The 14,060-nt window shown below is 55.7% G+C and carries 14 protein-coding genes; 11 read left to right on the top strand and 3 right to left on the bottom strand.

Going from position 1 to position 14,060, the window contains the following annotated elements; genetic code table 11:
• Positions 1-82: 82 nt before the first annotated feature.
• Together JQU52_RS07875 and gshA are read right to left on the bottom strand one after the other, a co-directional pair.
• Complete coding sequence (locus tag JQU52_RS07875; protein ID WP_230337976.1) at positions 83-550, bottom strand: hypothetical protein; 468 nt, start codon at positions 548-550, stop codon at positions 83-85.
• Positions 547-1,911, bottom strand: coding sequence for a glutamate--cysteine ligase (gshA, locus tag JQU52_RS07870; RefSeq protein ID WP_230337975.1), 1,365 nt, complete (start codon positions 1,909-1,911; stop codon positions 547-549). Before gshA ends, JQU52_RS07875 begins: the two co-directional genes overlap by 4 nt.
• Positions 1,912-2,173: 262 nt before the next feature.
• Between gshA and leuC the strand changes: the two genes are divergently transcribed.
• From leuC to JQU52_RS07820, 10 genes are all read left to right on the top strand, one after another.
• Entirely contained in the window at positions 2,174-3,583 is a 1,410-nt protein-coding gene (gene leuC, locus JQU52_RS07865; RefSeq protein ID WP_230337974.1) for a 3-isopropylmalate dehydratase large subunit, read from the top strand.
• 50 nt (positions 3,584-3,633) lie between these two features.
• Positions 3,634-4,134, top strand: coding sequence for a hypothetical protein (locus tag JQU52_RS07860; protein ID WP_230337973.1), 501 nt, complete (start codon positions 3,634-3,636; stop codon positions 4,132-4,134).
• 183 nt (positions 4,135-4,317) lie between these two features.
• Positions 4,318-4,455, top strand: a complete 138-nt coding sequence (locus JQU52_RS07855) for a small secreted protein (RefSeq protein WP_230337972.1) — start codon at positions 4,318-4,320, stop codon at positions 4,453-4,455.
• A 172-nt stretch (positions 4,456-4,627) separates the two neighbouring features.
• Positions 4,628-5,269 (top strand): 3-isopropylmalate dehydratase small subunit, encoded by a 642-nt coding sequence (gene leuD / locus JQU52_RS07850; protein WP_230337971.1) that lies wholly within the window; start codon positions 4,628-4,630, stop codon positions 5,267-5,269.
• Positions 5,270-5,438: 169 nt separating this feature from the next.
• A complete protein-coding gene (locus tag JQU52_RS07845) occupies positions 5,439-6,320 on the top strand; it encodes a hypothetical protein (protein WP_230337970.1) in 882 nt (293 codons plus the stop codon).
• 19 nt (positions 6,321-6,339) lie between these two features.
• A complete protein-coding gene (leuB, locus tag JQU52_RS07840) occupies positions 6,340-7,410 on the top strand; it encodes a 3-isopropylmalate dehydrogenase (protein ID WP_230337969.1) in 1,071 nt (356 codons plus the stop codon).
• Between the two features lie 86 nt (positions 7,411-7,496).
• The gene (locus tag JQU52_RS07835; RefSeq protein WP_230337968.1) at positions 7,497-8,855 is read left to right on the top strand and encodes a paraquat-inducible protein A; all 1,359 of its coding nucleotides are present in this window, start codon (positions 7,497-7,499) and stop codon (positions 8,853-8,855) included.
• A complete protein-coding gene (gene pqiB, locus JQU52_RS07830; protein WP_230337967.1) occupies positions 8,852-10,462 on the top strand; it encodes an intermembrane transport protein PqiB in 1,611 nt (536 codons plus the stop codon). Before JQU52_RS07835 ends, pqiB begins: the two co-directional genes overlap by 4 nt.
• Complete coding sequence (locus JQU52_RS07825) at positions 10,462-11,016, top strand: PqiC family protein (RefSeq protein WP_230337966.1); 555 nt, start codon at positions 10,462-10,464, stop codon at positions 11,014-11,016. The genes pqiB and JQU52_RS07825 overlap by 1 nt, the downstream gene beginning before the upstream one ends.
• Before the next feature lie 38 nt (positions 11,017-11,054).
• Positions 11,055-11,255 carry a hypothetical protein gene (locus JQU52_RS07820; RefSeq protein ID WP_230337965.1) on the top strand — a complete coding sequence of 67 codons (201 nt, stop codon included), beginning with the start codon at positions 11,055-11,057 and terminating at the stop codon, positions 11,253-11,255.
• A gap of 510 nt (positions 11,256-11,765) precedes the next feature.
• On the opposite strand, the gene JQU52_RS07815 is transcribed toward JQU52_RS07820, so the two are convergent.
• Positions 11,766-12,632: an ATP-binding protein gene (locus tag JQU52_RS07815; protein ID WP_230337964.1), complete on the bottom strand. Its 867-nt coding sequence runs from the start codon at positions 12,630-12,632 to the stop codon at positions 11,766-11,768.
• A 174-nt stretch (positions 12,633-12,806) separates the two neighbouring features.
• Here JQU52_RS07815 and JQU52_RS07810 point away from each other — a divergent pair, with 174 nt between their 5' ends.
• Positions 12,807-13,943 (top strand): phospholipase A, encoded by a 1,137-nt coding sequence (locus JQU52_RS07810; RefSeq protein WP_379061249.1) that lies wholly within the window; start codon positions 12,807-12,809, stop codon positions 13,941-13,943.
• Positions 13,944-14,060: the final 117 nt, after the last annotated feature.

The following is a 14,060-nucleotide window of genomic DNA, read 5'->3' as shown; positions in this document are numbered from 1 at the left end:
AAGCCACTGTTATTAATCAAAATAAAATTATTACAAAATATTTTTCAGGCAGCCTAATCATTAGCCAGGCTGCCTGAAAATATTATTCCGCCGCTTGCCGGTAAAACACAAAGCCCACTGCCGCGCCTTGGCGTTTCGGGGTGTTGATTTGCACTTCGCGCCCTTCGGCATTGCGGTACAAAACATAATGCGCCCGGCTCACTTCGCCCTGTTCGGCCACGGCAAAACCGGCCTGCGCCAAAGCGGCTTGCAAGGCTCGGATTTCGGCGGGGTCGTAGACATCGTAGCCCAGCCGTGCTGCATCCGCTTGGCCGTGCTGCACGCCCACCCAGCTGATGTTGCGTGGCGGCGCGGCGTTATCGCCATAGTTGCGCACGCTTGCCTCGCCGCCGGTGTCCGCACCATAAGGCCGGAAACCATAGGCAGCCACAGCGCTATCAATGTCGCTGTCGATGCGGCTCCATGCCAACAACTGCGCCAACGGCACCGGTGCGGCCAGCGCCGTTTGCAGCGCCAGCAATAATCCGGCGGCGATGATGCCGCGCTTCATGCCGCACCCGCCGGTGCAGCGCTTTGTTCCAGCTCAATCGACGCGGCCAGCAGCGACAGGCGCGCCATCACGCCATACACATACAGGCGGTTGCTTTCGCATTCGTCGGTACGGTGGGTTTGCGGCAGGCCTAAGCTTTCCCATTGCTCAAACGCCCGCTTGCTTTGCGCCAGCGCTTGCGGGTCGTCGTCGCCCGCGCCACTGGTGGCGATATTGCCTTGCAAAGGCACAAAACGCATACCGGAAGCATTGAGGTTTTCATCGGTGCCGCGCCCTTCGTGCACGCGGAAAAAGCCGCCCACCACGAAGCGGTCCATCATATACACCACCGGCTCGGCCACGGCGCCGTGCAAGGTTTCGTAAGTATAAATGCCTTCTTGCACAATCACTTCGGTAACCGCCAGCCCTTCTTTTACTTTGGCCATTTTATTGCGGTTTTTGCGGTTGAGGCTGCGCACTTCATCGGCGGATTTCACGCTCATCACGCCCATGCCATAGGTGCCTGCATCGGCTTTTACAATCACAAACGGCGCGTCGCTAATGCCTTTTTCATCGTATTTGGCCTGAATTTTGGCCAGCAGGCGCTCTACTGCGGCCGCCAGCTGCTCTTCGCCTTCGCGCTCTTGAAAATCCAAGCCGCTGATTTTTTCGAAATAAGGGTTAACCGTCCATTCATCGATGCCCACCAGCGCGGCAAATTCGGCGGCCACGCCGTTGTAGGCGGCGAAATGGTCGGTTTTGCGGCGGGTAATCCAACCGCCGTGCAAAGGCGGCAACACCACTTGACCCAAACCTTGCAGAATTTCCGGCACGCCGCCGGATAAATCGTTGTTCAGCAGCACCAAGCACGGCGAAAAGCCGTCGGCCAGATGCAGGCGCTCGCGCGTACGCTGCACCGGCTCCAGCACAATGGTGTCGCCCAAGGCGGTTTCCAGCTCGGTGGCGGCGGTGATTTCCGGATTCAGGCTGCCTAGGCGTACTTCAAACCCGGCATGACGCAAAATCTGACTTAAGGCATACACGTTTTGCAGGTAAAAAGTGTTGCGGGTGTGGTTTTCCGGAATCAGCAGCACCGAGCGGGCGGTTTCGCAAGCACGCTCCACCGCGTCTTGCGCCGCCGCCGCCGCCAAGGGCAGAAATTGCGGATTCAGGTTGTTAAAGCCGCCCGGAAACAAATTCATGTCGATGCTGGCCATTTTGTAGCCGCTGTTGCGAATGTCGACCGAGCCGTAAAACGGCGGCGTGTGTGCGCGCCATTGAGCGCGGAACCAGGCTTCGATTTGCGGCTGTTTTTCCAGAATGGCACGCTCAAACGCCTGTAAATCGGCAAGGCGGTTGGCGGCAATGGCGGGCAAAGTCATGGTGCTTATTCCTTGTGTGGCAGCGCCGGTGCGCAGCATCGGCGCATTATACAAGAGTGCGGCGGTTTTGGCTGCGCCGCCGCAAAAGTTGCTTGCACCTAAAAAGGCTGCCTGAAAAACAAAATAAGACAATTTGTCTAAAATAAACCATAAAAATACCAAAGATATTTTTTATTACCTGTTTTTAGACATTTTGCTTGTCAACCCGCCAGCGGCGCATTATGATGCCATGCAACAAGCTACCTTTATAAAGCCCAAAACCATGAGCGCACAAACCCTTTACCACAAACTTTGGCACAGCCACGTTGTCCGCGAAGAGGCCGACGGCACCGCCCTGCTCTATATCGACCGCCATTTGGTGCACGAAGTCACCAGCCCGCAAGCATTTGAAGGGCTGAAGCTGGCCGGGCGCAAGCTGTGGCGCATCGACAGCGTGGTGTCCACCGCCGACCACAATACCCCCACCGACCATTGGGACGAAGGCATTAAAGACCCGATTGCCAAGCTGCAAGTGGACACACTGGATCAAAACATCAAAGCCTTCGGCGCACTGGCGTATTTTCCGTTTAAAGACATCGGCCAAGGCATTGTGCATGTCATGGGGCCGGAGCAAGGCGCCACTTTGCCGGGCATGACGGTGGTGTGCGGCGACTCGCACACCTCCACCCACGGCGCGTTTGGCGCTTTGGCGCACGGCATCGGCACTTCCGAAGTAGAGCATGTGATGGCCACCCAGTGCATCACCGCCAAAAAATCCAAAACCATGCTGATTGAAGTTTCAGGCAGCCTTAAGCCCGGCATCACCGCCAAAGACGTGGCCTTATATATTATCGGCCACATCGGCACCGCCGGCGGCACCGGCTATGCCATCGAATTTGGCGGCACGGCAATTCAAAGTCTGTCGATGGAAGGCCGCATGACCTTATGCAATATGGCCATCGAAGCCGGCGCACGCTCCGGCTTGGTGGCGGTAGACGCCACCACCATTGATTATGTGAAAGGCCGCCCGTTTGCACCGCAAGGCGCCGATTGGGACAAAGCCGTGGCCTACTGGCAAACCTTGGTGTCCGACCCTGGCGCCGAATTCGACCAAGTGGTACGTTTAAACGGCGCCGACATCGAGCCGCAAGTCACTTGGGGCACCTCACCGGAAATGGTGCTCGACATCAGCGGCCAAGTGCCCAACCCTGCTGATGAAGCCGATGCGGTTAAGCGCGAAGGCATGGAGCGGGCGCTGAAATACATGGGCTTGCAGGCGGGCACGCCGCTGAGCGAAATCCCGGTAGATGTGGTATTTATCGGCTCTTGCACCAATAGCCGCATCGAAGACTTGCGCGCCGCCGCCGCCGTGGCACAAGGCCGCCGCAAAGCCGACAATGTCAACCGTGTGCTGGTGGTGCCCGGCTCCGGGCTGGTGAAGCAGCAAGCCGAAGCCGAAGGATTGGACAAAATTTTTACCGCCGCCGGTTTTGAATGGCGCGAGCCGGGTTGTTCCATGTGCTTGGCCATGAATGCCGACCGCCTAAACCCGCAAGAGCGCTGCGCCTCCACCTCCAACCGCAATTTTGAAGGCCGCCAAGGCAACGGCGGGCGCACCCATTTGGTGAGCCCCGCCATGGCCGCCGCCGCCGCCGTAACCGGGCATTTTACCGATGTACGGGCATTGGGTTAAACCGTTCAGGCAGCCCTACTCTTGATCAACTGATGAAGTAAGGTCAAAAAATGAGAATTTTTTTAACGGTTATTGTTCTGGCGCTTTCTGCCTGCACCATGACATCTTTTGATGGACGCGATTTCTTTGATGTCCGCAAACCCGCAGCAGAAGAAAAGCAGCAAGCACAAGCGGCAATTAATCAGGAATTGTCGCAGGAAACCACCGAACAGTTAGCGCAACGGGTTTATTTGGATGCCAAAAACAAATACGAAGGCCGGTTTCTTGATAAATGTACTTTTATATCTCAGGTAAAAAAGCAGGGTACAGAAGTTGTTATTGTTCATTTACTGCACGATGACCGCTGCGGCAACCAAACCCATCAAATGACCACCCAACAAATCCGGCAATTGTCCGAACGATTGCGTGTATCCAGAATCCACGAAATCAAGCAGTCGCCACACGCTGTGCTCGCAATCCGCAAAGGTGTTATTCAAACTTACGAATACTATTTGCTGCCTGAAAACAAATTAATCGCAAAAGAAAGTATTAGCAAAAAAGATTTTGAATAAACAAAATAAATTGAGAAGAAATATCCACAGCGTTGATAACCTTCTTCAGAAACTCAGGCCAAGGCTATAACAACAGCCGCTCAACAATAACCAAATAATTGCGTTTTTCCCCAAGCCTTGGCATGATAAGCACGCAGCTTTACTGCAAACTTTCGTTTTAATCCAATTAAAGGACTAAGCATCATGAAAAAATTTCTGCTGATCGCCGTAGCCGCCATGACCGTATTGGCCGGTTGCAACACCGTTAAAGGTGCTGCGCAAGACGTACAAAAAGTGGGCACTAAGGTAGAGCAATCTGCCGAACGCCACGGCGCCGAGTAATACCCAGCCTCAAAAACAACCTAACTGCGTTGGCTCGCCTTGCCGTATATTGATACTGTCTGCGGCTCACCGCCTTGTTATCTTATTTTTGAGGCTCGGCATAACCTGCCTTTTCCTATTTCAGGCAGCCCTCAAGGCTGCCTGAAAACCAAACGCCACTAAAGAAAATGCCATGAAAGCCTTTACCGCCCTCACCGCCCTGGTGGCACCCTTGGATCGAGCCAATGTCGACACCGACGCCATTATCCCGAAGCAGTTTTTAAAATCCATCCAGCGCGCCGGTTTCGGCCCCAATGCCTTTGACGAATGGCGCTATCTGGACCACGGCGAGCCGGGCATGGACAACAGTCGCCGCCCGCTTAACCCCAATTTTGCGCTCAACCAAGCCCGCTACCAAGGCGCACAGGTTTTGCTCACGCGCAAAAATTTCGGCTGCGGCTCCAGCCGCGAACACGCACCGTGGGCGCTGGACGACTACGGTTTCCGCGCCATCATCGCCCCCAGCTTTGCCGATATTTTCTTTAATAATTGCTATAAAAACGGCCTATTGCCGATTGTGCTGCCGGAAAGCACCGTAGAAGCCCTATTTCAAGCCGTGGCCGCAGAAGAAGGCTACTGCCTCCATATTGACCTGGCCGCCCAAACCGTGACCACACCTGCAGGCGAAACCTTTGTCTTTGAGATTACCGAGCACCGCAAACACTGCCTGCTCAACGGCCTCGACGAAATCGGCCTTACCCTGCAACACGCCGCCGACATCAAGGCTTTTGAAGCCCAGCATAAAGCCGCACAGCCGTGGCTGTATCAGGCTTGAGGATTTAACAAAGGCTGCCTGAAAAAGTTTCAGGCAGCCTTTTATAGTGAATTAAATTTGAACCAATACTGCGTTGCCTCGCCTTGCCGTACGTGTGTACTGTCTGCGGCTCACCGCCTTGTCTTGATTCAAATTTAATCCACTATATTACTGCGCCGGAGGAAAGCCCATGTCGTTGTTAAAAAAACTGTTTGGCGGCAAAAACCAGCCGATGAGCTGGCGCGATTTCACCTTGCACTACGCCGAGCAATGCCAACAGCAACTGGATATTCAGCCCGAAATCGAATGGGGCGATGACCTGAAAAACACCACCGTACACATTGTTTTGCCCAACGGTACCCAAACTGCATCCTATCTGGGCAATTACTACCGCCTATACCAACAACAACCCGATATGCTGGACAGCATTATGCGCCAAGCCACCGGTGCGCTGGCGCAAATGGGTGCCAACACGGCGGATAAACCCGATACCGCCACCCAAAAGCAGCATATTTTCCCAGTGATCAAAAACACCGAATGGCTGGCCACCACGCAAGCCCAGTTGAAAAACATGCCTGGCGCTGTTGTCGACGATATATTCATTATCGAGCCCTTAGTGGGCGATTTATTGCTTACCTATGTGATAGACGATGCACAGGCCATGCGGTTTTTGGCAGCCGCAGAAGCCCAAGAACTGGGACTGGGCGACCAAGCCACACTGTGGGATCAGGCCAGCACCAATCTGCAACGTTATGCCGCCAACAAAGTGGCCGCACACCGTTTGTCACCGCAACACAGCTTGCATCAGCTCACGCTGGACAACACCTACGATGCCAGCCTGCTGCTGTTTATTGGCTATTTGATTGACGCATTGCAGCTGTCTTTGCCCGGCCACCCGGTGATTGCCGTGCCCGCCCGCAACGAATTGCTGCTGTGCGGTGCAAACGATGCTGCTGCTGTGGCCGAAATGAAACAAAAAGTGGCCGCCATCGGCACCGACAGCGGCTATCTGATTTCCAGCCAACTTTATCAGCTCAAAGCAGACACGCTGGGTCTGTTTCAATCCCATTAACCCTGAACGGAAATACCCCATGACCCATCATATTGCCATTTTGCCCGGCGACGGCATCGGCCCCGAAATCATCACCCAAGCCGTGCGCGTGCTCGACCGCCTGATTGCCGACGGCCTTGATGCCAGCTATCAATATGCTCCCTTGGGCGGCGCCGCCTATGACCAATACGGCGCCCCCTACCCCGAAGCCACCCAAACCCTGTGCCGCAGCGCCGATGCCGTACTTTTGGGCGCAGTGGGCGGCCCGCAATACGACAATCTGGAGCGCCCTTTACGCCCCGAGCGCGGCCTGCTGGCCATCCGCAAAGATTTGAATTTGTTTGCCAATCTGCGCCCGGCGATTTTGTACAAAGAATTGGCCAACGCCTCTACACTCAAACCCGAAGTGGTGGCCGGGCTGGATATTCTGATTGTGCGCGAGCTCACCGGCGATATTTACTTTGGCGAGCCGCGCGGCATCGGCACCAATGCCGCCGGCGAGCGCGAAGGCGTCAACACCATGCGCTACAGCGAGAGCGAAATCCGCCGCATCGGCCATATTGCCTTTCAGGCAGCGCAAAAACGCGGCAAAAAACTGTGCTCTGTCGACAAAGCCAATGTGCTGGAAACCACCGAATTGTGGAAGCAAATCATGAACGAGCTGGCCGCCGACTACCCCGATGTGGCGCTCACCCACATGTATGTCGACAACGCCGCCATGCAATTGGTGAAAGCACCTAAGCAATTTGATGTGATGGTTACCGGCAATATCTTCGGCGATATTTTGTCCGATCAAGCCTCGATGCTCACCGGCTCCATCGGCATGTTGCCTTCGGCCTCGTTGAACGAAAGCGGCAAAGGCCTATACGAGCCTTCGCACGGCTCCGCACCCGATATTGCCGGGCAAAACAAAGCCAATCCGCTGGCCACCATTTTGTCGCTGGCGATGCTGCTGCGCTACAGCCTGGGCAACGAGGCCGCTGCCTTGCGGGTGGAAAACGCCGTGGGCAAAGTATTGGCACAAGGCGTGCGCACCGGCGATATTTTTGAAGATGGCTGCACGCTGGTAAGCTGCAGTGGCATGGGCGATGCAGTACTGGCCGCCCTGTAAAGCCGATTGCCGATACCAAGCGCATTGCGTATGATTTTAGGCTGCCTGAAGCGTTCAGGCAGCCTGATTGGTTTTTAATACACCACATGAAGCTAATACAAGACATCCATATCCTCGACCGCTGGTGGCGCTACCGGCAGCACAATGCCGCCGCCAAGCTGCCCGCCCACAGTCTCGACTGCCCCGGCTGCGGCTTAAGTTTGACCGTACCGCCGCTGGCGCAAGGGCAGGCCGCGGCCTGCCCGCGTTGTCGCCATCCCTTGGTGCGGGTGGAGCGCAACCCGTTTCGCGCGCCGCCGGCTTTGGCCAGCGCAGCGCTAATTTTAATGTTGTTGGTCTACAGCCAATTGTTTATATTGGTGGAGCTGTCAGGCGTGTATGCCTATTTAACGCTGCCTGAAATGGTGCGGGTGCTGTTGGCACAGGATTTCGGCTTTCTGGCCGAAGTGATGCTGGCGCTCACCTTCGGCACCCCGGCGCTGTTTTGCCTGCTGTGTTTGTATGTTTACGGCGCGCTGGCTTATCAACAGCGCCTGCCCGGCCTGCTCTACGCCACGCGCCTGTTGGTGCGTTTGCGCAGCTGGATGATGGTGGACGTGTTTTTTATTTCTACGCTGGTGGCCTACATCAAGCTGGCCAGTGTGGCGCACGTTACTTTCGGCCCGGCTTTCTGGCTGATGTTTGCCCTGGCGGTGTTGCTGCTGCGCACCGCCCAGCTTATTCCCGAACATTGGGTGTATTTTCAGATTCAGCGCTTGTCCGGCCGCGACCCGGCCAAATTATTGCGCACCCCCCACACCCTCAATTGCAGCGAATGCCTCTACCACCAGCCGGCCAACCGCAGCCGCTGCTCCGTGTGCGGCTCGATGCTGCACCGCCGCCGCCCGCACAGCCTACGCATCAGCAGCGCTTTTTTGCTGGCGGCACTGATTTTGTATTTTCCGGCCAATCTGCTGCCGATTATGATTTCCAGCAACCCGCTCAATACTGAAATCAACACGATCTTAGACGGCATTGCCTATATGTGGCGCACCGGCGACAAGCTGATTGCGGTGATTATTTTCAGCGCCAGCGTGGCGGTGCCGGTGGTAAAAATCATCGCCATGATGGTATTGCTGTATTCTGCCCAGGTGCGCCCTTTGCTCAGCCATATGCGGCTGGCATGGCTATACCGCTTTACCGAATCGGTGGGGCGCTGGTCGATGGTGGATATTTTTGTGATTATTATTTTGATGGCATCCTTTCGCACGCCGCTGGCGCGTGTCACCGCCGGGCCCGCGGCGGTGTATTTCTGCCTGGTGGTGCTGCTCACCATGTTTGCCGCCCAATATTTCGACCCACGCCTGCTTTGGGATAAAATACACGCACCGGCCAAACCCAGCCGCCACCCTCATACACACCGGCCTGCCTACACCCTTATCAAGAAAACCGCGCCCACACCATGAAAAAAAACGCTTCTGCCAATCCCAGCGCCACCGTTAGCCAAACCTCGCCGTTCAGCTCGGTGGTGTGGCTGATTCCGCTGTTGGCCTTGATTACCGGCGCTTGGCTGCTGATTCAGCATGTGCGCAGCACCGGCCCTGAAATTACGCTTTACACCGACAATGCCGAAGGCATTGAAGTCAACAACACCGTGATTAAAGTGCTCAACGTCACCGTAGGGCGCGTCACCAGCATCAAACTGCGTGACGACGAAAAAGGCGTAGAGCTCACCGCACAGCTTTCTGCTGATGTGAAAGATTTAATGCGCCAAGATACCCAGTTTTGGATTGTGAAGCCGCGCATCGACCAAAGCGGCATTACCGGCCTGAATACGCTGGTTTCCGGCGCCTATATCGCCTTCACCCCCGGCCACAGCGATAAAAACGCCGACACCTTCCAACTGGCTGATTTGCCGCCGGTTACCGCCATCGGCCAAAGCGGCCTGCGCCTGCGCCTGCAAAGCCACAGCGACAAAATGCTGGGTGCAGGCAGCCCCGTGCTTTATGGCGACATCAATGTAGGCCAAGTGGAAAGCGCCAACTTCAACCCGCGCGAACGCGTGGTGTACTACCAAATCTACATCAACAGCCCCAATGAAGAATTGATTGGCCGCGATGTGCATTTTTGGCTGCAAACCGGCCTGAAAATCGAAGCCAGCGGCGGCGGCATTAAAATCGATTCCGCCCCGCTGCCCGCGCTGATTTCCGGCGCCATCGCCTTTGCCGCCCCAGCACAAGGCAAGGGCGCTGCCGTTGACAACAACACCGAATTCACCCTCTACAACAGCCGCAGCGAGCTGGATAACCTGCCCAGCGAACGCGCCTTATACTATGTGGCGTTTTTCCGCCAATCGGTGCGCGGCTTGGCCGTGGGCGCCCCGGTGGAATACAAGGGCTTAAACATCGGCACCGTGGCCGAAGTGCCCTATTTCGAGCGCAACGACAGCCATCAGCTGTTTGCCAACGGCTGGGTGCCGGTGCGCATCCGCCTGGAGCCTGCGCGCATGGAAATCAATGCCAGCGAACAAAGCCATCAAGTTTGGCAAAGCCAAATTCAGGCAGCCATGAATAAGGGGCTGGTGGCCACATTGGCCAGTGGCAATCTGCTTACCGGCAACCTGTATGTGGAGCTGAGCGATGCGCCTTCCAGCCAAGCTGCCCTGCGCCCACAAACACTTTACCGTGGCGACACGGTAATTGGCAGCCGCAGCGGCGGCCTTGATGCCCTGCAAAACCAATTGTCCGACTTACTGGCCAAATTCAACAAACTGCCGCTGGAGCAAACCATCGCCGAGCTCAACGGCAGCCTGAAAGAATTGCGCACCCTGTTGGCACAGCCGCAAACACGCCAACTGTCGCAAGAATTAAACCACACCCTGCGCGAATTACAGCAAACCTTGCAAGGCGTGTCGCCCGGTTCGCCACTCTATAGCGATGTGCAATCCACCCTAAAAAACCTCGACCGCACCCTACAAGACGCCCAGCCCACCCTGCGCACGCTCAAACAACAGCCCAACGCGCTGATTTTCAGCCCCGGCGCCAACGACCCGATACCGAAAGGAGTGCGCTGATGCCTCGTCGCCTGATTGATTTAATGCTGCACCATCGCCGTCATATTGCCCTGCTGGCCACCACCACAGTGCTGGCCGCCTGCGCCAGCCCCGCGCCCCAATACTACCGCCTACCCCACAGCGACTACCGCCTGCCGTCCACACCGCCCAATGCAGTGCTGCAAGTAGTGCTGAACGACAGCCTTGACAACAACGGCCTGGTTTACCAAAGCACCCCCACGCAACTGCATTTTGCCCGCCAGCACCAATGGGGCGAAGCCTTGGCACCGGCCATGGCCAAATCACTGGCCAACACCTTAAACCAACAGCCGAGCCGCTACCGCTACACCATACAGCGCAGCCCCGGCCTGCCCGTGCTCACCGTGCATGTGGAAGCCTTCCAAGGCCAATACAACGGCCATACCCGCATTGCCGGCTACACCAGTTGGTCGGACGCGGCACGGCGTGGCCGCAACTTTGCCGTGGAAACGCCCCAACACGGCGACGGCTATGCCGCCATGGTGGATTCGCTGAATATTGGCTTACAGCAAGTGGCCGTCGAAATCGGCGAATAATACCCACTGCAAATCATCACCAATCTGGGGAGGAAATCATGCTAAAAACCATAGGCATGCTGATTTTACTGGCCGGCTTGGCCGCAATTGTGGTCGACTGGTTTGATTTATGGCCGGCTCTGCAACACTGGCTGCACCAATGGGACAACCGCACCGCTTGGGTGATTAAAATCGGCACCGTACTCCTAGGCGCCGCCCTGTTTATGGCGGCCTGCGCCCATTCATCACAAGATGATTAGGCCAATTCACTGCTATTTGGCTGTGTGTTCATCTGGTTAACTGGAGTTACGCACTTTAATGAAAGTACAGCAATTTACAAACTATTTTGTTCGGCTGTCTGAAACGAAAAATCCGTGCAGCCCACCCCTTGGCGCAGCCGAACGAAACGTGGTTTTGGCGGAAATAAGGGCGGTCCGGAGCGAAGCGACTAGCGCCCGCCGCCAAAACCATGTGTAGTGAGGGCAGTTTGGCGTAGCCAAACCTGCAACCGGGGTCGCCTTTCTTTTGCTTACTTTGCTTTGGCGAAGCAAAGAAAAGTAAGTGGCCGCGCGGCCATGAAGCGCAAAGTAAAACGATAAGGAAACGCATAAAAAACACAGCCAGTTTTTAAATAAGTCACTTCACTTTGATCTGCCATTGCAGGTAGCCTTTAATCAGCAAGTGCGTAACTTCAACTGGTTAAAATATTTTCAGGCAGCCTTTAAAGGCTGCCTGAAAAATAATCTTATCTTGATTGATTCAATATCCGCTTAATCCACCACCCGCTCATGCGGCAAGCGCCCAGCCCAGTCACACACAAACTGCCATGCCACCCGTCCGGAGCGACCGCCACGCGCGAGCGACCAATTCAAAGCCGCTTGGCGGGCGGTGTCGTCCATGGCCAAACCGGCCTCGTCCAGCCAGCTTTGCACTGCGGCCAAATACGCTTCTTGGTCAAACGGATAAAAACTCAGCCACAAGCCGAAGCGGTCGGACAACGACACTTTTTCTTCCACCACCTCTTTCGGATGCACCTCGCCACGCACGCCGGTGGTGGCGATATTATCGGCCATGTATTCCGGCATCAAATGGCGGCGGTTGGAGGTGGCGTACACCAGCACATTATTGCTGCGCTGCGACAAGCCGCCATCCAGCGCGGTTTTCAGCGCCTTATAGGCATCGTCGCCCTCTTCAAACGACAAATCGTCGCAAAACACAATAAACTTCTCCGGCCGCGCCGCCAGCAAACCCAGCAAATACGGCAGTCCCACCAAATCGCTTTTATCCACCTCCACCAAGCGCAGCCCGGCGTCGGCGTATTCGTGCAACAAAGCCTTCACCAATGAAGATTTACCGGTGCCGCGCGCGCCGGTCATCAGCACATTATTGGCCGGGCGGCCTTGCAAAAACTGCTCGGTATTGCGCACCAACCGCTGCATTTGCCCATCCACCGCCGCCAAACGGCTCAGGCCGAAGGTGTGCGGCCGCGGCAGGCTTTCGAGCACACCCTTATGGCCGATGCGCTGCCAGCGGTAGGCCAGTGCACGCCAATCTGGCTCGGTTTGCTCCGGCGGCAGCCACGCATCCAGCCGCCGCAACACCGAGGCTGCTTGTTGCAAAAAACGTTTTAATTTCATTATTTATCCGTTTCTATATGGTATGCAAAACCACTGTCAGCAATTATATAAGGCTGCCTGAAACAACGTTTATACTTAGTATAAACGCACTTTTACCACACCCGGCAGCATCCTGCTTTGGCATCATGTACAAATCTGTTATTGTACGATTTCTTCGCCTTGCCGATTGTCATCATGACCAAGTCCAACCCTCATATCCGCCACACCCACCGCTATCTACTGTGCAGCTTAGCCTTGAGCAGCCTGGCTTTCGCCAACGATGCCGCCTTGCAATGCACCTTGCTCAGCAACAATGCCGCCCGCTTGGCCTGCTTCGATACCGTTTACGCCACTCATTTCCCGCCTGCCGCGCCCCTGCCCACAGCGCAAAACGCCAAACCGGCACTGGATTTGGTGCAAACCGTGAGCAGCAGCATCGACAACAAAGAAGCCACCCCGATATTGAGCACCCCGCAAGTGGTGCCCAGCCCCACTTTGGCGGCGGCGGCCGAAGCCTACACACCCTTAAGCAAGCTTTTCGATCTGGATCAAAACGACCCCGGCGGCATCCTCACCGTGCGCGCCCACCATCCTATGTATTTACTGCCCGGCTGGTTTAACAGCAATCCGAACTACCGCATGCAAAGCCCCACCCAAGCCTTGGTTACCAACACCCCAGACGAGCAGAAAAAAATCGAAGCCAAGATGCAGATTTCGTTTAAAACCAAAATCGCACAAGATTTGTTTAAAACCCGCGCCGATTTGTGGTTTGGCTACACCCAGCAAGCGCATTGGCAAGTATACAACGGCTTTACCTCCGCCCCCTTTCGCAACACCGACTACGCCCCCGAGATTTTCCTAACCCAGCCGGTAAAAGCCGACCTGCCCGGCAATGGCCGCCTGCGCATGCTTGGCGTGGGTGCCATCCATCAATCCAACGGCAAATCCGATCCGCTAAGCCGTTCGTGGAACCGCATCTACGGCATGGCCGGCATGGAATGGGGCAAACTCACCGTAATGCCACGCGTGTGGTGGCGCATTCCCGAGCCCGCCAGCGACGACAACAACCCCGACATCAACCGCTATTTAGGCTACGGCGACGTACGCCTGCAATACCGCTTCGACAACAGCCAAACCCTCGGCAGCACCCTGCGCCTCAACCCCAAATCGGGCAAAGGCAGCATGCAAGTGGACTACACCTTCCCCGTGGCGGGCAAACTCAAAGGTTATGTGCAAGGCTTTTACGGCTACGGCGAAAGCCTACTCGACTATAACCACAAACACCGCAGCATCGGCATCGGCCTGATGATGAACGACTGGGACGGTTTTTAAACCACATCCAAAACACAAACAAAAAACCCCTGATAAAATCAGGGGTTTTTTACTAAAGCTGGCGGAAGCGGTGAGATTCGAACTCACGGAGGGCTATCAACCCTCGACGGTTTTCAA

The organism is Paralysiella testudinis, from assembly GCF_016894345.1.
Taxonomy (GTDB): Bacteria; Pseudomonadota; Gammaproteobacteria; order Burkholderiales; family Neisseriaceae; genus Paralysiella; species Paralysiella testudinis.
The sequence above is the reverse complement of the archived record's forward strand: the minus strand, read 5'-3'. Positions and strand labels throughout refer to the sequence as shown.

Coding starts and splice junctions, on each gene's coding strand:
- JQU52_RS07875 (WP_230337976.1), bottom strand. CDS start 550: ATGAAGCGCGGCATCATCGCCGCCGGATTATTGCTGGCGCTGCAAACG.
- gshA (WP_230337975.1), bottom strand. CDS start 1,911: ATGACTTTGCCCGCCATTGCCGCCAACCGCCTTGCCGATTTACAGGCG.
- leuC (WP_230337974.1), top strand. CDS start 2,174: ATGAGCGCACAAACCCTTTACCACAAACTTTGGCACAGCCACGTTGTC.
- JQU52_RS07860 (WP_230337973.1), top strand. CDS start 3,634: ATGAGAATTTTTTTAACGGTTATTGTTCTGGCGCTTTCTGCCTGCACC.
- JQU52_RS07855 (WP_230337972.1), top strand. CDS start 4,318: ATGAAAAAATTTCTGCTGATCGCCGTAGCCGCCATGACCGTATTGGCC.
- leuD (WP_230337971.1), top strand. CDS start 4,628: ATGAAAGCCTTTACCGCCCTCACCGCCCTGGTGGCACCCTTGGATCGA.
- JQU52_RS07845 (WP_230337970.1), top strand. CDS start 5,439: ATGTCGTTGTTAAAAAAACTGTTTGGCGGCAAAAACCAGCCGATGAGC.
- leuB (WP_230337969.1), top strand. CDS start 6,340: ATGACCCATCATATTGCCATTTTGCCCGGCGACGGCATCGGCCCCGAA.
- JQU52_RS07835 (WP_230337968.1), top strand. CDS start 7,497: ATGAAGCTAATACAAGACATCCATATCCTCGACCGCTGGTGGCGCTAC.
- pqiB (WP_230337967.1), top strand. CDS start 8,852: ATGAAAAAAAACGCTTCTGCCAATCCCAGCGCCACCGTTAGCCAAACC.
- JQU52_RS07825 (WP_230337966.1), top strand. CDS start 10,462: ATGCCTCGTCGCCTGATTGATTTAATGCTGCACCATCGCCGTCATATT.
- JQU52_RS07820 (WP_230337965.1), top strand. CDS start 11,055: ATGCTAAAAACCATAGGCATGCTGATTTTACTGGCCGGCTTGGCCGCA.
- JQU52_RS07815 (WP_230337964.1), bottom strand. CDS start 12,632: ATGAAATTAAAACGTTTTTTGCAACAAGCAGCCTCGGTGTTGCGGCGG.
- JQU52_RS07810 (WP_379061249.1), top strand. CDS start 12,807: ATGACCAAGTCCAACCCTCATATCCGCCACACCCACCGCTATCTACTG.